The sequence below is a fragment of the Streptomyces sp. NBC_01351 genome (assembly GCF_036237315.1).
In the GTDB taxonomy this organism is placed as follows: Bacteria; Actinomycetota; Actinomycetes; order Streptomycetales; family Streptomycetaceae; genus Streptomyces.
The window spans coordinates 2,874,656-2,889,319 of the sequence record NZ_CP108356.1; the positions used below are offsets into that span (position 1 = coordinate 2,874,656).

15 protein-coding genes and 1 pseudogene are annotated in these 14,664 nt (G+C 73.0%); 7 read left to right on the forward strand and 9 right to left on the reverse strand.

Translation table 11 applies throughout. The annotated features are described in order from the left end of the window. Positions 1-10: 10 nt before the first annotated feature. The 3 genes from OG625_RS12730 to OG625_RS12740 all read left to right on the forward strand — a co-directional run bounded on the left by OG625_RS12730 (position 11) and on the right by OG625_RS12740 (position 2,332). On the forward strand, positions 11-775 hold the full coding sequence (locus OG625_RS12730; protein ID WP_329379415.1) for a helix-turn-helix transcriptional regulator: 765 nt from the start codon (positions 11-13) through the stop codon (positions 773-775). Between the two features lie 47 nt (positions 776-822). Next, the gene (locus OG625_RS12735) at positions 823-1,233 is read left to right on the forward strand and encodes a DUF3703 domain-containing protein (RefSeq protein ID WP_329379417.1); all 411 of its coding nucleotides are present in this window, start codon (positions 823-825) and stop codon (positions 1,231-1,233) included. Between the two features lie 127 nt (positions 1,234-1,360). Next, positions 1,361-2,332 (forward strand): helix-turn-helix domain-containing protein, encoded by a 972-nt coding sequence (locus OG625_RS12740; protein ID WP_329379419.1) that lies wholly within the window; start codon positions 1,361-1,363, stop codon positions 2,330-2,332. Positions 2,333-2,650: 318 nt separating this feature from the next. Here the strand turns inward: OG625_RS12740 and def are convergent, their stop codons facing one another. The 8 genes and pseudogenes from def to OG625_RS12780 all read right to left on the reverse strand — a co-directional run bounded on the left by def (position 2,651) and on the right by OG625_RS12780 (position 10,457). Beyond that, positions 2,651-3,286 (reverse strand): peptide deformylase, encoded by a 636-nt coding sequence (def, locus tag OG625_RS12745; protein WP_329379421.1) that lies wholly within the window; start codon positions 3,284-3,286, stop codon positions 2,651-2,653. An 83-nt stretch (positions 3,287-3,369) separates the two neighbouring features. Next, complete coding sequence (locus OG625_RS12750) at positions 3,370-4,380, reverse strand: tetratricopeptide repeat protein (protein ID WP_329379423.1); 1,011 nt, start codon at positions 4,378-4,380, stop codon at positions 3,370-3,372. A 131-nt stretch (positions 4,381-4,511) separates the two neighbouring features. Next, positions 4,512-5,780, reverse strand: a complete 1,269-nt coding sequence (locus tag OG625_RS12755) for an HD-GYP domain-containing protein (RefSeq protein WP_329379425.1) — start codon at positions 5,778-5,780, stop codon at positions 4,512-4,514. A 374-nt stretch (positions 5,781-6,154) separates the two neighbouring features. After that, positions 6,155-7,573 (reverse strand): annotated as a pseudogene (locus tag OG625_RS12760) (HD-GYP domain-containing protein); the annotation flags it as partial. A gap of 192 nt (positions 7,574-7,765) precedes the next feature. Next, positions 7,766-8,071, reverse strand: coding sequence for a mycothiol system anti-sigma-R factor (gene rsrA, locus OG625_RS12765; protein WP_329379427.1), 306 nt, complete (start codon positions 8,069-8,071; stop codon positions 7,766-7,768). Beyond that, entirely contained in the window at positions 8,068-8,712 is a 645-nt protein-coding gene (locus OG625_RS12770) for a sigma-70 family RNA polymerase sigma factor (protein WP_030709911.1), read from the reverse strand. Before OG625_RS12770 ends, rsrA begins: the two co-directional genes overlap by 4 nt. A 256-nt stretch (positions 8,713-8,968) precedes the next feature. Next, positions 8,969-9,607: an alpha/beta hydrolase family protein gene (locus OG625_RS12775; protein WP_329379429.1), complete on the reverse strand. Its 639-nt coding sequence runs from the start codon at positions 9,605-9,607 to the stop codon at positions 8,969-8,971. Positions 9,608-9,638: 31 nt separating this feature from the next. Continuing rightward, positions 9,639-10,457: an SOS response-associated peptidase gene (locus tag OG625_RS12780; RefSeq protein ID WP_329379431.1), complete on the reverse strand. Its 819-nt coding sequence runs from the start codon at positions 10,455-10,457 to the stop codon at positions 9,639-9,641. Between the two features lie 80 nt (positions 10,458-10,537). On the opposite strand from OG625_RS12780, the gene OG625_RS12785 reads away from it, so the two are divergent. The 4 genes from OG625_RS12785 (at position 10,538) to OG625_RS12800 (ending at position 14,145) form a co-directional block, all read left to right on the forward strand. Next, positions 10,538-11,251, forward strand: coding sequence for a M50 family metallopeptidase (locus tag OG625_RS12785; RefSeq protein ID WP_329379433.1), 714 nt, complete (start codon positions 10,538-10,540; stop codon positions 11,249-11,251). Positions 11,252-11,315: 64 nt separating this feature from the next. Beyond that, positions 11,316-12,668, forward strand: coding sequence for a 3-phosphoshikimate 1-carboxyvinyltransferase (gene aroA / locus OG625_RS12790; protein ID WP_329379435.1), 1,353 nt, complete (start codon positions 11,316-11,318; stop codon positions 12,666-12,668). Between the two features lie 8 nt (positions 12,669-12,676). Beyond that, positions 12,677-13,687: a ribosome small subunit-dependent GTPase A gene (gene rsgA, locus OG625_RS12795; protein WP_329379437.1), complete on the forward strand. Its 1,011-nt coding sequence runs from the start codon at positions 12,677-12,679 to the stop codon at positions 13,685-13,687. 134 nt (positions 13,688-13,821) lie between these two features. Beyond that, positions 13,822-14,145 (forward strand): DMT family transporter, encoded by a 324-nt coding sequence (locus tag OG625_RS12800; protein ID WP_030225858.1) that lies wholly within the window; start codon positions 13,822-13,824, stop codon positions 14,143-14,145. Here OG625_RS12800 and OG625_RS12805 read toward each other — a convergent pair. Beyond that, on the reverse strand, positions 14,111-14,650 hold the full coding sequence (locus tag OG625_RS12805) for a TetR/AcrR family transcriptional regulator (RefSeq protein ID WP_329379442.1): 540 nt from the start codon (positions 14,648-14,650) through the stop codon (positions 14,111-14,113). The genes OG625_RS12800 and OG625_RS12805 overlap by 35 nt on opposite strands. Positions 14,651-14,664: the final 14 nt, after the last annotated feature.

The window sequence follows — 14,664 nt, forward strand, 5'->3', positions numbered from 1 at the left end:
GTCCCCGCCCATGGGGGAATCCACCTGGGCGGGGAGCGCGCGGCTACGGCCCGGGGGGCTGGTGTACGGCGGCGCGGTCGGGCCCGCCACCGCGCACGCGCACCACTCCGTGCAGGTCATCGCCGCGCTGGGCGGGGGCGAGCTGTTGCTCGCCGGCCCGTCGGGCAAGCCCTTCGGCTGCCGGGCTCACGTCGTCCCGGCCGGGGTACGGCACTCCGTGCTGCGCGGGGCGGAGCGCGGACTGGTGCTGCACTACGACCCGGCCTCGGCGGCGGGTCGCCTGCTCGCGGCGCAGGCCACGGCTCCGGCCACGGCTCCGGCTCCGGCTCCGGCTCCGGCTCCGGCTCCGGCTCCGGCTTTTGAGGATCTCCTGCCGCCCGGGCTGCCCGCCGATCCGTACGAGGCGGCGTGCGCGCTGGACTCCGTACTGTCGGCGGGGACGCTGCCTCCGGTGGCCCGCCATCCGGGGCTGGCCCGCGTGCTGGCCTGGCTGCCCGGCCGTGGCCCGGTGCGGCTGGCGGAGGCGGCCGAAGTGGCCGGGCTGTCGGAGAGCCGGCTCGCGCACCTCTTCCAGGCCGAACTGGGCCTGTCGTTCCGGCCCTACGTGCTGTGGCTGCGGCTCCAGCGAGCCGCCGATCTCGCCGCGCGGGGCCACACCTTGACGGACGCGGCGCACGGCGCGGGTTTCGCCGACAGTGCCCACCTCAGCCGCGTGTGCCGGCGGATGTTCGGGATCGCGCCCTCGGAGTTCACCCGCCGGATCCGGTGGATGTAGCAGGTTCGTTCAAGCTCCGGCCCGGGTGGCGGGCGCAGGATCGGCTCATGACACGCACCCCGATGCCGTCCCGCGTACGGACCGCCTTCGAAGCGGAACTGGCCCGCGCGTACGCCGCCTCCCCCGATACCGGCGCCATGTGGACCGCCCTGGAACGGGCCCACATCCTGTCCCAGAACTGGGCCTGGCCGCACACCCGCGCGCACTGGCACATGTTCCGCCTGGCCGTGCGCTGCCGGGACCGCAAGGAAATGGCCGGGCAGGTGGTGAGGATCCTGGTGGCGGGCCCGGGATCACTTGCCGGGCGCGTGCCGCAGGGCAATACGGGGCGCACGCGGGCGGGCCTGCTGACGCCGATGCCCATACCGGACGACCTCGTGGCGCTGCTGGGCCGCGCGGAGCTGCCGGTCGGTCCGGCGGTCGCGGAAGGCGCCGTAGAGGGCCGGGCCGGCCAGTAGGGCGGCGACGGCGAGGACGGTGAGGTAGTTCAGGAAGGTGTTCATGGACTCCACTCTCGTCCCGGCGCCGAAGATCAAACAGTGGCAGGACTGTCATGGAAGTGCGAATTACTGCCACACTGGAGTCATGACTCTGAACAACGTCGCCGTCGCCGTGGTCAACGGGGTCGCCCCCTTCGAGCTGGGGATCTTCTGCGAGGTCTTCGGGATCGACCGCAGTGCCATGGGCCTGCCGACCTACGACTTCGCCGTCTGCGCCCTGGAGGACAATCCGCTGGTCTCCGGCGACGGCCACTTCGGGCTCACGCTCCCCTACGGGCCGGAGCGGCTGGAGGAGGCGGACCTGATCTGTCTGCCCGCCGACCGGGAGGCGCCCACCCGCGACTACCCCGAGGTCCTGACGGCCGCCCTGAACCGGGCCGTGGACCGGGGTGCGCGGTTGCTGAGCGTGTGCAGCGGCGCCTTCATGCTCGGTGCGGCCGGGCTGCTCGACGGGCGGCGCTGCACCACGCACTGGCTGCACGCGCCCACCCTGATGCGCCGCTACCCGCGCGCCCTGGTCGACCCCGACGTGCTGTACGTGGACGAGGGCCAGGTGATCACCGCGGCCGGCACCGCCTCCGGGATCGACGCGTGCCTGCACGTCGTACGGCAGGAACAGGGCGCCGAGGTGGCCAACACCATCGCGCGGCGGATGGTCGTACCGCCCCACCGCGACGGCGGGCAGGCCCAGTTCATCCAGCGGCCGCTCCCGCGCACGGCCTGCGACACCGTGGGCGAGGTGATCGGGTGGATGGCCCGCCACCTGGAGGACGAGATCACCGTCGAGCAGCTCGCCGAGCGCGCGCACATGTCACCGCGCACGTTCGCCCGCCGCTTCCTCCAGGAGACCGGCACGACGCCCTACCAGTGGGTGCTGCGCCAGCGCGTGCTGCTCGCCCAGGAGCTGCTGGAGACCACCGACGAGACCGTCGACGCGATCGCGGGCCGCTGCGGCTTCGGCAACGCGGCCGCCCTGCGCCACCACTTCCTGCGGACGCTCGGCACCACCCCGAATTCCTTCCGGCGCGCTTTCCGCGGCCCGCGGGCCGCCGCCTGACCGGATTCGGCACGCACTTGTCTCAAACCAGCCCGTGCGTAGCCGGGCCGCGGCGTACGGTGATTGCGCCCGGCCCGGCCGCCCCGCACAGCGTTCCGGCCCCGCACCTCTCACACAGCCCAGGGGGGGCCGCCATGTCCCGAGCCGCTCGCACGATCACTCCGGTCGCCGCCGCAGACACCGGCTGGGGTCCGGCCGCGCCGAAGAAGTAGTCGGACCGCACACGCGCACAGCTCACGTGCCGCAGGGCCCCGCTCCGTGATGTCGGAGCGGGGCCCTGCGGCATGTGCGTGCGTACGCGTGGCCGCGCGCGAGGGGTCAGTCGTTCGGGACGGTCTCGTAGCGCGCGGTGCCCTCCGCCATCTGCCGCAGGGCGTCCTTGCGGTCCCGCTTCGAGAGCCGGTCGATGTACAGGTAGCCGTACAGGTGGTCGGTCTCGTGCTGGAGGCAGCGCGCGAAGTAGCCGGTGCCGCGCACCTTGATCGGGTTGCCCTGGGCGTCCTGGCCCTCGACCTCGGCGTAGTCCGGGCGGGCCAGCGAGGCGTAGGCGGTCGGAACGGACAGGCAGCCCTCGTTGGAGTCGTCCAGGACCCGGGTGCCCGCCGGCAGCTCCACGAGCTTCGGGTTGATCACGACACCGGTGTGGCGGTTGCCGTCGTCGTCCGGGCAGTCGTAGACGAACACCTTGGCGTCCACGCCGATCTGGTTGGCGGCCAGGCCCACGCCCTCGGCGGCCCGCTGGCTGGCGAACATGTCGTCGATCAGCTGCGCCAGTTCGTCGCCGAACTCGGTGACGTCCTTGCACTCGCGGTGCAGGACCGGGTTGCCGACGACGGTGATCGGGCGGGCGGTTCCGCGCTCACGGTGGGCGAGCTCGCGCTCCGCACAGTCCTCCGTGTCCACGACGTACCCGTCGTTCACGACCTCGACTACCTCGTTCTCCTGCTGCGACATGTCCGCCGTACGCCTTCCGTAAGTCCAAGTCACCGATGGTCGCCGATGGCCACCGATGTGCCCGTACAGCCTACGGCCCCTGCTCAGCAGACTTCTTCGAGATCCCGCCACTCCCGGGTGTCCGGGCTGTCCGCGACCCAGCCGTCGAGCAGGCCGCGCACCAGACCGGCCGGGGCGGCGATGCCGCATTCGCGCTCGGGCACCCACAGCGAGCCGGAACCGGCGGTACGGTGCCCCAGCGGGCCGGGGTGCCCCGGCTCGCTGTGGTCGTGCGGGTCCAGGTGCTCGCCGTCGCCCTCGTCGCTCGGCATCTCGCTCTCCGAGCAGGTCCGGCACAGCAGCCGCACCGACGAGGACCAGTCCTCCGCGGCGAAGCCGGCGTCCGCGGCGAGCTGCTCCAGCGCGTCTCGGTCGGCCTCCCCGGCGGCTTCCAGCAGCACCACCCAGGTCGGCACCGGGGACGGCGCCCACAGCTCGATCTCGTCGAAGACGGGGTACGAGGGCCCGGCAGCGGTGATCCGCTCGCCGTGCGGCACCCCGTCGTGCAGGACGACCTCGCCCCAGCGCCGCCCGGAGGAGGGCAGGGGGATGGAGAGGACCTCCAGCCGGGCCGGGTCCAGCCTGCGGCCCCAGACCACCTCGGCCTCGCCCTCGGGCGAGAGGCGGACGGCGGCGCTGCCGAGCTCCATGCCGACGGGCTCGCCGTTCCCGCTCCCGTTGCCGACCGTGCCGCCGTGGGGGTCCCCGGGCACCTTCAGCCCGTACGCCTGCCAGGCCCGGCGGGCCAGCGGCCAGTCCTGGAGCGCGGTGGCGGCGATGCCGACGTTCCACCAGTCCGGGGCGCCCGACTCGCGGTCCAGCAGGGCCACGGCGCGCAGCCCGGCGGACCGCGCCTGCTCCCAGTCGTGCCGGAACTTGTGCAACAGGGCCAGATTGAACCAGGACTCGGACAGCCAGGGTTCCAGGTCCGCCGCCCTGGTCAGGAGCGCACCCGCGTCCTCGTACCGACCGTCGCCGATCAGCGTGAACGCGCGGTCGGTGGCCTGCCGCCACGAGGCGGAGGGCCTATGCCGTACCTTCCCGAAGATCCTCACGATTCCCGCCTGCCTGGGGGCACCTCCCAGCGGTAGCTGGGGGACTACGGTGCAGCCTTGCGGACACTCTCACGGTCACTCTTACTGGCATCCAACCATGCCCACTCGGACGGCCGCTCATTACCCATGGGTTACCCCGGTGGGACAGGAACAACTCTGTCACGCCCGCCCCTGGCCAGAACCCTCGCCAGGCACTCCACGACCTCGGGCTGGTAGTCCCGCCCGGTCCCCAGGCGCAGGTGCTCCAGGGCGGCCAGTGAGCCGCCCGGGTGACGGCTCCCGCCGACGAGGTCGTCGTACGCGTTCACCGCGCGCACGATGCGTGCGGCGACGGGCTGCTCCCGGTACGGGTCGGCCTGCCGCTCGACCACCACGGCGACCTCGGCGGGCACCCCGGTCTGCCGGGCCACCTCCCCGCCGAGCTCGGCGATGCGGCGGGCCTCGCCGGCGGGCAGCTCGGCGGTGGCCCCGGCCGGGACCGGGTCGACGAGGGAGAGCTGCCCGATGTCGTGCATCAGGGCGGCGTACTCCAGCACCGTGAGCTCCCGCTCCGACAGACCCAGCTCCCGGCCGACGGCGCAGCTCAGGGCGGCGACCCGGCGGGCGTGGCCGGGCCGGGTGTAGCCGGCGATCTCGGTGGCACGGGCCAGGGAGGTGATGGTCTGGCGGTAGGTGGTGCGGATCGCGGTGATCCGGTGGAAGGACATCTGCGTCAGCAGCAGGGGCACGCTGAGGACGGGGATGGCCCACGGGCCGGCGACGGCCGCGCCGAGGGCCATCACCACGCCGGTGGCGCAGATCGCCGAGCCGATGCCGAGCTGGGCCCGGAGCTCGTCCCGCAGCAGGGGCCCGTACGGCCAGCCGGTCCGGGCCCCGGCGAGCGCCGCCGAGAGCACGGCGTCGCACAGGGCGGTGAGGCCGAGGAGGCAGAGCAGGAAGAGGACGAGGTACGGGCCCTGGCCGACCCACTCCTCCAGTCGGCCGGAGTTGTAGAGCGGCTGGAAACAGACGGCGGCGAAGGTGACGGTGAGGACCCGGCGGGACAGGTGGTCGAGGGCGGGGCCCCGGCCGCGGGCGACGTGCGGGACGATCCCGGCGAGTGCGGCCGCGACGACGACGGCGACGATCTGGAGCACCCCGTGGTGCGTGGGTTGCCCGGCGTTCTGGCCGAGCAGGGCGTACGCGAGGGCCCCGGCGGAGGCCAGGGGCGCGGGCTGCCGGTCGGTGGGTTCCGCGGAGCCCTGCCGGTCCCTGCGGGCGAGCTCCCCGACAGTGATGAGGACGCCGAAGGCGAGGGCCATGCGGGGCTCGACGAGCCCGTTCCACAGGGTGTGGCCCAGTGCCACGGCGGTCAGCACCCCGGCGGCCCCCCGTACGCCCCACACGGCCCACGGCTTCACCGGGCCCCCTTGGCCCGCGCGCCGTGCCCGCCGGCCGGCGGGCCCTCGGCCCCGGAGGCCTCGGCGGTGTGCCCCGCCCGCCCTGCGGCTTGCGCGGCGGACCTGGTGCTGCCAGGCAGCAGCCCGTGCGCCTCGGCGCCCGGCACTCCGCCACCGGCCGGGTCCGCTGCGGCGACGGCGGTGCCCCGCCCGCGCTGGGACCCCTGGGACGGGGCCTCGGCCGAGCCGCCGGGAGCCTGGCTCCGGGTCTGCGCCCCGACCCTGCCGGCCGGCGGCACGGCGCCCGGCGCCGAGGCCTCGGCCCGGCCGACGGGCAAACCGGCGGGGGCCGCGTCCCGAGCCTGCGCTCCGGTCCCGCCGGACGGCGACACGGTCCCCTGCGCCGGGAGGCCGGCCAGGGCCCCCGCCGCGCCACCGGGATCCTGGTTCGCCCCTGCGGCGGGAGCACGGGCGGGGATCACCTGGAGGTCCTCGTCGGAGGTGACCACGGGGTGCCAGCCGTGCCGGTCGATGGCCTCGGCCAGCGCGGTGACCATCGCCGGGTCGAACTGGGCCCCCGCGCACCGCTCCAGCTCGGCGAGAGCGGTCGGTACCGGCCGGGCCCGGCTGTAGGAGCGGGTGGAGGTCATCGCGTCGAAGGCGTCGGCCACCGCCACCACCCGGGCCAGCACCGGGATCTGCTCGCCGGTCAGCCCGTACGGGTAGCCGGAGCCGTCGACCCGTTCGTGGTGGTGCAGGATCGCCGCCCGGGCCTCGCCGAGGAAGCCGATGCCGCGCACCATCTCGTGCCCGTACTCGGGGTGCAGTTCGATGATCCGGCGCTCCTCCGGGGTGAGCGGACCGTCCTTGCGCAGCAGCCGGGTGGGGACGCCGAGTTTGCCGACGTCGTGCAGGATCCCCGCGATGCGGACGACTTCGAGGCGGTCCTCGGTCATGCCCAGCTCGCGGGCGATCATCGCCGAGGCCTGGCCGACCCGCTCGCTGTGGCCGCGGGTGTAGCGGTCCTTGATGTCGACGGCCTGGACGAGGGCGCGGATGGTGGCCCGGTGGGCGGCGCGCTCGCGGTGGTACTGGGCGAAGACCCAGCAGGAGATGTACATCGGCAGCAGGACGAGCAGCGCGGCCGGGAGTCCGTAGGGGCTGCGCCACATGACGGCCATCATCAGTCCGGCGAGGCCGTGGAGGCAGTGCGGGGCGAGGGACCGGGTGAGGAGTCCGCGCCAGGCGGTGGCGGCCGGCCGGCGTTCGGCGGCGGCCAGGATGCCCCCGTCGAGGGCGGTGAGCACCAGGCAGAAGGCGGCGGCCGCGGCCGCCGCGGGAAGCAGCACGTACGGGAAGTCGGCGACCCAGTGGGGTGGCCCGGAGCCCGCGGCCGAGGCCGTCCCCGCCGGCCCGCCCAGCGCGGCGGGGCCGCCCAGCAGCCCGTACGTCTGTCCGGCGGACCAGGCGGCCATCGCGTGCTGGGCGCCGTGCCAGACGCGCCGCACCGCGGCGGGCCGCTGGATCACGGTCCCCGCGAGCCCGCCGGGCAGCGCCACGAGTGCGGCGGCGGCGGGCGGGAGCAGGAAGACGGCGGCGAGCAGCACCGGGAAGAAGGCACCGATGCCCTCGGGGACCCGGCTGCCCAGCAGGGGGCAGACCTTGACGAGTTCGCAGCCGAGGTAGAGCACGGCGAGCGTGCCCACGGCGAGCCAGGGCGTGCCGGATTCCGTGAAGGCGGGGACGACGCACGCGACGGCCCCGAGGACGGCGCACAGGATGTATACGCGCGCCGTCGGCGGAAGTACCCGCATGGCGCTCTCCTCCCCCTGTGCCGTGCAAGCAAGGTACCGAATCAAACCAGTACCGAATGGGGAGAATAAGTGGGGCCTCGAGCGAGGTGGGCCACATTTTCGGATTGCGCCAAGCGGACGCCCCCGGATTAGCACGTTCGGGTGAACGAAGTGCCCTTCCGGGGGCGGGTGTTCAAACGACTGACCGCCGGGTCAGCCCGTGACGGGATTCTCTGCCGTGATGTCGTGGTCGGGCACGGCCTGACCCGACCTGATCAACTCGATCCGGCCCATCACCTTCGAGCGCAGGTCGGTCGGCACGTCGTCCGAACCGCAGCAGCGCTTGACCAGCTTCTTCACGGCCTGTTCCAGGCCGTACTTCTCCAGACAGGGGTTGCACTCGCCGAAGTGTGTCTCGAACTTCGTGCAGTCACTGTCGGGCATCTCGTGGTCGAGGAACTCATAAAGGTGGTCCAGGACCTCAGAGCAGTCCGTCTCGTGCGGCTCTCCGCAACTCATGAGCCCGAGCCTTTCCGATCGTTCGACTCTCCCGCGCCGGCGGGCACCAGCCCGCGCTCACGGGCATAGTCCTCCAGCATTCCGCGGAGTTGACGGCGGCCACGGTGCAGTCGCGACATGACCGTACCGATGGGAGTACCCATGATGTCGGCGATCTCCTTGTACGCAAAGCCCTCTACGTCGGCAAGGTAGACCGCGATGCGGAACTCCTCCGGAATGGCCTGGAGCGCTTCCTTCACATCCGAATCGGGCAGGTGATCGAGTGCCTGCGATTCGGCGGAGCGCAGCCCGGTCGACATGTGCGACTCGGCGCGCGCGAGCTGCCAGTCCTCGATCTCCTCCGCGGCGCTGCGCTGGGGCTCGCGCTGCTTCTTGCGGTAGGAGTTGATGAACGTGTTGGTCAGAATGCGGTAGAGCCAGGCCTTCAGGTTGGTGCCCTCGCGGAACTGGTGGAAGGACGCGTATGCCTTCGCGTACGTCTCCTGGACCAGGTCCTCGGCGTCGGCCGGGTTGCGCGTCATGCGCAGCGCGGCCGAGTACATCTGGTCGAGGTAGCCGAGGGCGTCCCGCTCGAAGCGCGCGTTGCGCTCCGGGGTCGTCTCCTCCGCGTGGCCTTCGTCGGTCCCAGCGACAGGACCCACCTCCTCCGACTGCGTGGCGGCTCCGAAAGCGGATCCGCTCGAATCGGAGAATAGTCGACCTTCCCGGCCCTCCGCCGCCCGAAGCGCACTGCGCTTGGGCCCCGGCAGAACCGTCCAGTCCAGGTCAACGGCATGCGTCCGGCTCTGGCTGATGACCTGGGTCATGCGCTCCCTCTCCTCCGACGATTTCCCGTACGTACCGACATCCGGGACAACAGAAGGTCCAGGCAACACATTCCCGGGTTCCGGACGGGATTCAGGCGAGCAGCGCCGGAAGCCATTCCGCGACCGCCCCGGTGATCACCGCGAGGGCTTCGTCCTGGGTGAGGTCGGCCTTCTTCGGCACCGCGAATCCGTGGTCCGCGTACGGGACCTCCACCAGCGCGTGTTCACCCTCGGGGAACTCCTCGGGGCGTCCGAAGGGATCCCGGCCCCCTTGGACCACGAGGGTGGGCCGCCCGGCTCCGGTGAGCTCCTCGGCGCGGGACTTCTCCGGCTTGCCCGGCGGGTGCAGCGGGAACGCCAGCGCGAGCACGCCGACGGCGCCCAGTTCGGCCGCGGTGCGGCAGGCCACCCGGGCCCCGGCGCTGCGGCCGCCCGCGACCACAGGCAGGCCGGGCTTCGCGAGGACCGGCCACAGCCCGCGCCAGCCCTCGTCGAGCACCTTGGGCGCGGCGGCGACCTTCTTCCCCGCGACCCGCCAGGGCTGTTCCACCAGCGCCACGGTGATGCCGTGCGCCGGCAGGGTCTCGGCCAGCGCGCGCAGGTCGCGGGCCTCGATGCCGCCGCCCGCGCCGTGGCTGACGGCCAGCACCAGCTTGGCCTTCGGGGCGGTGTGCCAGGTGATGCGGGCCTCGCCGGCCGGGGTGTCGACGCTCTGGGTGCGGGTGCTCATGGCTCCCATCCTGCCCGGGTCGCGGCCGGGGTCAGAAGAGGGTGCTCTCCTCCGGCGCGGCCAGCTCCGTCAGCAGTTCCGGCCCGTTGTTCCGTACGTTGCTCGCGGCGGTGGAGACCGGGTAGGCCCGCATCAGCCCGGCCGGCGGGGGCGCCAGGAGATCGCGCAGCGAGCCCTCGGTGTCGGTGTTCGCGGGGTCCAGCCAGGCGTCCCAGCGGTCCGGGGTGAGCATGAGCGGCATCCGCGGGTGGATCTCGGAGAGCGAGCGCGGCCCCTCGGCGGGCGCCACGGCCAGCGGCGCGGTCTCGGCTTCGGCGGTGATCACGGAGCAGGTGGCCCACCAGGCGAGGGGGTGCCGGTCGGGCAGGGTCGGGTCGCGCCAGAACTCGTATATGCCGGCCATGGCGAAGACGGAGCCGTCCGCGGGGAGGACGAAGTAGGGCTGCTTGCGAGCCCGCTTCTTCTTGCCCTCCACCTCCAGCTGCCGCTCGTCGTGGGCGGTGACCCACTCGTAGTAGCCGTCGGCGGGGACGATGCAGCGGCGCTGGGCGAAGGGGCGGCGGAAGGAGGGCTTCTCGGCGAGGGTCTCCGAGCGGGCGTTGATCATCCGGGCGGCGCCGTCGGGGTTCTGGGCCCAGGAGGGGACCAGCCCCCACTTCAGGACGCGCAACTGGCGAACCGGACCGCGCTCGGGCGCGTCTTTCAGAGGACGGTCGAGGACGACGTGGACCTCTTTCGTCGGCGCCACGTTCCAGTCGGGGGCCAGGGTCTCCGTCGGCTCCCAACGCTCGATACCGAAGGCCTCCGCCAACTCCTCGGGCCCACGACCGGCTGCATACCTTCCGCACATGCCTGCCACACTGCCATGGCTCTTCCCGGCTACCGCTGGGTGGTGCCCCCAGACCACGACTACAAGGAGTCCGCCCCTTCATGGACAGCAGCACGACGGCCGGCCTGTGGGACCGGCTCACGGGTATACAGACGGCCCCCGAGCAGTGGCTGGTCATCGCGACCGGCCTGGTGGCACTGGCCGCCGTGGGGCCCCGCCCGCTGTGGCGGCTGTCCCGCAACGCCGTGACCATCGCGCACGAGGGCGGGCACGGGCTGCTGGCGCTGCTGACCGGGCGCCGTCTCGACGGGATACGGCTGCACTCCGACACCAGCGGGGTCACCGTCAGCCGGGGCAAGCCGACCGGCCTCGGGATGATCCTGACCGCCGCGGGCGGGTACACGGCCCCCTCGCTGCTCGGGCTCGGCGGGGCGCTGCTGCTGTCCGCGCACCGGATCACGCTGCTGCTGTGGGTGGCGACCGCCCTGCTGGTGGCGATGCTGGTGATGATCCGGAACGTGTACGGGGCGCTGACGGTGCTGCTGACCGGCGGAACGTTCGTGCTGGTGTCGTGGCTGGCCCCGGCCGAGGTGCAGGCCGTCTTCGCGTACGGGGTGGTGTGGTTCCTGCTGCTGGGCGGGGTCCGGCCGGTGTTCGAGCTGGGGGCCAAGCGCCGCAACGGTGGTGCGCCCGATTCGGACGCGGACCAGCTGGGGCGGCTCACGCACCTGCACCCCGTGGTGTGGCTGCTCTTCTTCCACGTCGTCGCGCTGTGTTCGCTCATCGGCGGCGGGCGTTGGCTTCTCGACCTCTGAGACTGTTCGCCCAAGGAGCAGTGATCAAGATCCGGGGGCGTGGCGAGCCACTAAAGTGGGGGCCATGACCGAGACCCCCGCGCTCCCCGCCCTCTGGCCCGCTCCGCTCGCCGAAGCGGCCGTCCACGCCACCGTCACGGTGCCGGGGTCGAAATCGGTCACCAACCGTGCCCTGGTGCTGGCCGCGCTGGCCGCCGAGCCGGGCTGGGTGCGCCGCCCGTTGCGTTCGCGCGACTCCCAGCTGATGTCGGACGCGCTGCGCGCGATGGGCGTGGGCATCGAGGAGACGGTCTCCTCCAGCTCCGCGGGCAACGGCGACAGCGGCGAGGCCTGGCGGATCATCCCGGCGGCCCTGCACGGCCCGACGACCGTGGACGTCGGCAACGCGGGTACGGTCATGCGCTTCCTGCCTCCGGTGGCGACCCTCGCCGACGGCGACATCCGCTTCGACGGCGACCCGCGCTCCTACGAGCGTCCGCTCGGCCAGGTCATCACCGCCCTGCGCGCGCTCGGCGCCCGGATCGACGACGACGGCCGGGGCGCGCTCCCCATGACCGTCCAGGGCGGCGGGGCCCTGGAGGGCGGCACGGTCGAGATCGACGCCTCCAACTCCTCGCAGTTCGTCTCGGCCCTGCTGCTGTCCGCCCCCCGGTTCAACCAGGGCGTCGAGGTCCGGCACGTGGGCGGCAACCTGCCGTCGATGCCGCACATCCGGATGACCGTGGAGATGCTGCGCGCGGCGGGCGCCCAGGTCGACACCCCCGAGGCCGGCGGCGAGAAGGACGTGTGGCGGGTCGCCCCGGGTGCGCTGCTGGGCCGCGACATGATCGTGGAGCCGGACCTGTCCAACGCGCAGCCCTTCATGGCCGCCGCCCTGATCACCGGTGGCACGGTCACCGTCCCTGACTGGCCGCGCCGCACCACGCAGCCCGGTGACGCGCTGCGCCGCATCTTCACGGAGATGGGCGGCTCCTGCGAGCTGACCGACGCGGGCCTGGTCTTCACCGGCACCGGCAAGATCCACGGCATCGACGTGGACCTGAGCGAGGTCGGCGAGCTCACCCCGGGCATCGCGGCGGTCGCGGCGCTGGCCGACTCGGAGTCGGTGCTGCGCGGGGTCGCGCACCTGCGGCTGCACGAGACGGACCGGCTGGCCGCGCTGACCAAGGAGATCAACGCGCTCGGCGGCGACGTCACCGAGACCGCGGACGGCCTGCACATCCGCCCGCGCCCGCTGCACGGAGGCGTGTTCCACACCTACGACGACCACCGGATGGCCACCGCGGGCGCGGTGATCGGCCTGGCGGTGGAGGGCGTGCAGATCGAGAACGTGGCGACGACCGCGAAGACCCTGCCGGACTTCCCGAAGATGTGGGCCGACATGCTCGCGGGCTCAGGCTCGGGAGCGGGAGCGTAGGGCCCGTCATGCGCAGGTACGGCAAGCACACCGACGAGGACGACATCCGCCAGCGGCCCAACCCGAAGGGCAACCGGCCGCGGACGAGCATCCGGCCCAAGCACGAGGACGCCTCCGAGGGCTTCGTCCTCACCGTCGACCGCGGGCGGCTGACCTGCCTGGTCGAGGACCGCACGGTGCACGCGATGAAGTCCCGGGAACTGGGCCGCAAGGCTGCGGTGGTCGGCGACCGGGTCTGGATCGTCGGTGACCTGACCGGCAAGAAGGACACCCTCGCCCGCATCGTGCGGATCGAGGAGCGCAAGTCCGTCCTGCGGCGCACCGCGGACGACGACGACCCGTACGAGCGGGTGGTCGTCGCCAATGCCGACCAGCTGGCCATCGTCACGGCCCTGGCCGACCCGGAGCCGCGGCCCCGGATGATCGACCGCTGCCTGGTGGCGGCGTACGACGCCGGGCTGGAGCCGCTGCTGGTGCTCACGAAGTCCGACCTGACCTCGGCGGACAAGATCCTGGAGATCTACTCGACGCTCGGCGTGAACTACGTCGTGACCAACCGCGAGGAGCTCGCGACGGGCGACGCGGCCGCCAAGGTGCGCGAGCGCCTGGAGGGCCGGATCACCGCGTTCGTGGGGCACTCGGGCGTCGGCAAGACCACCCTGGTCAACTCCCTGGTGGCGCCGGACCGCAAGCGGGCGACAGGGGTGGTCAACGCGGTCACCGGGCGCGGCCGTCACACCACCACCTCGGCGCTGGCCCTGCCGCTGCCGGGGATGGAGGGCTGGGTCATCGACACGCCGGGCGTGCGCTCCTTCGGCCTGCACCACGTGGACCCGTCCCGGGTGATCCTGGCCTTCCCGGACCTGGTTCCGGGTACGGAGGAGTGTCCGCGCGCGTGCAGCCACGACGAGCAGGACTGTGCGCTCGACAAGTGGGTGGAGGACGGCCACGCCGATCCGGCGCGGCTGTATTCGCTGCGGCGGCTGCTGGAGACGCGGGAGCGCCGCGAGGGCGACTGACCCCTACTCCGCCCCTGCCGAGCCCGATGTTTTGCGGTAGTGCCGTGCTGCCGTGTTTGCCGAAGATCGTGTCTGGATAAATGCATAATCGCACCAAGTGACACGAAGTCACGTGACGCGGGGAGGCATTCGCCATGGCGTGGCTGCTTGTCGTGGTTGCCGGAATCCTGGAGACCGGTTTCGCGGTCTGCCTCAAGCTGTCCCACGGGTTCACCCGGCTGTGGCCGACGATCGCCTTCGCCTGCTTCGCGCTCGGCAGCTTCGGCCTGCTCACCCTCGCGCTCAAGAAGCTGGACGTCGGGCCGGCGTACGCGGTGTGGACGGGCATCGGCGCGGCCGGGACGGCCATCTACGGCATGGTCTTCCTCGGCGACCTGGTCTCCACCCTCAAGCTCGTCTCGATCTCCCTGGTCATCCTCGGGGTCATCGGGCTGCAGCTTTCCGGCTCGGCGCACTGAGCATCCTGAGCAGCTCCACCGCCCCCGGCTCCTCCCCCGGGGCCACCACGTAGGAGAGCGCGAGCCGTACCGCGAGCTCGCACCGCTGGGCGTCCTCCGCGGGCATCAGCACGGTCGCCGCCCGGTCGCGTACCGCCCGGGTCATGTCACCGGGCCCGGGCGCCCGCCCCGGCGCGGGCAGGTCCGGTTCCCAGAAGCCGGTCAGCAGCGCCCGTACGAGGGGGTACGCGCGGGCCGCCCGCAAGGTCCACTCCGCGACCGCGGCGAGCCGCTCGCCGGTCCGCCCCGGAGTGCCGAGGGCCCGCTCCACCCCGTCGAGGTAGCGCTCGCCCTCGCGCCGGACCAGGGCACGGCCCAGGCCGCCCTTGCCGCCGAACTCGTTGTAGAGGGTCTGCCGGGACACCCCGGCCGCGGCCGCGACGTCCACCATCCGCACGTCCGGCCAGGGGCGCGCCGCGAGCGCCGCTCCCGCCGCCTCCAGCAGGGACTCCCGGGCTGCCGGCATCGTCGCCTCCCCCG

Bases quoted from the DNA above. Each gene is read 5' to 3' on its own strand.
- rsrA (WP_329379427.1), bottom strand. From the start codon at position 8,071: ATGAGTTGCGGAGAGCCGCACGAGACGGACTGCTCTGAGGTCCTGGAC.
- OG625_RS12740 (WP_329379419.1), top strand. From the start codon at position 1,361: ATGACTCTGAACAACGTCGCCGTCGCCGTGGTCAACGGGGTCGCCCCC.
- OG625_RS12730 (WP_329379415.1), top strand. From the start codon at position 11: ATGGGGGAATCCACCTGGGCGGGGAGCGCGCGGCTACGGCCCGGGGGG.
- def (WP_329379421.1), bottom strand. From the start codon at position 3,286: ATGTCGCAGCAGGAGAACGAGGTAGTCGAGGTCGTGAACGACGGGTAC.
- aroA (WP_329379435.1), top strand. From the start codon at position 11,316: ATGACCGAGACCCCCGCGCTCCCCGCCCTCTGGCCCGCTCCGCTCGCC.
- OG625_RS12780 (WP_329379431.1), bottom strand. From the start codon at position 10,457: ATGTGCGGAAGGTATGCAGCCGGTCGTGGGCCCGAGGAGTTGGCGGAG.
- OG625_RS12785 (WP_329379433.1), top strand. From the start codon at position 10,538: ATGGACAGCAGCACGACGGCCGGCCTGTGGGACCGGCTCACGGGTATA.
- OG625_RS12775 (WP_329379429.1), bottom strand. From the start codon at position 9,607: ATGAGCACCCGCACCCAGAGCGTCGACACCCCGGCCGGCGAGGCCCGC.
- rsgA (WP_329379437.1), top strand. From the start codon at position 12,677: ATGCGCAGGTACGGCAAGCACACCGACGAGGACGACATCCGCCAGCGG.
- OG625_RS12735 (WP_329379417.1), top strand. From the start codon at position 823: ATGACACGCACCCCGATGCCGTCCCGCGTACGGACCGCCTTCGAAGCG.
- OG625_RS12805 (WP_329379442.1), bottom strand. From the start codon at position 14,650: ATGCCGGCAGCCCGGGAGTCCCTGCTGGAGGCGGCGGGAGCGGCGCTC.
- OG625_RS12800 (WP_030225858.1), top strand. From the start codon at position 13,822: ATGGCGTGGCTGCTTGTCGTGGTTGCCGGAATCCTGGAGACCGGTTTC.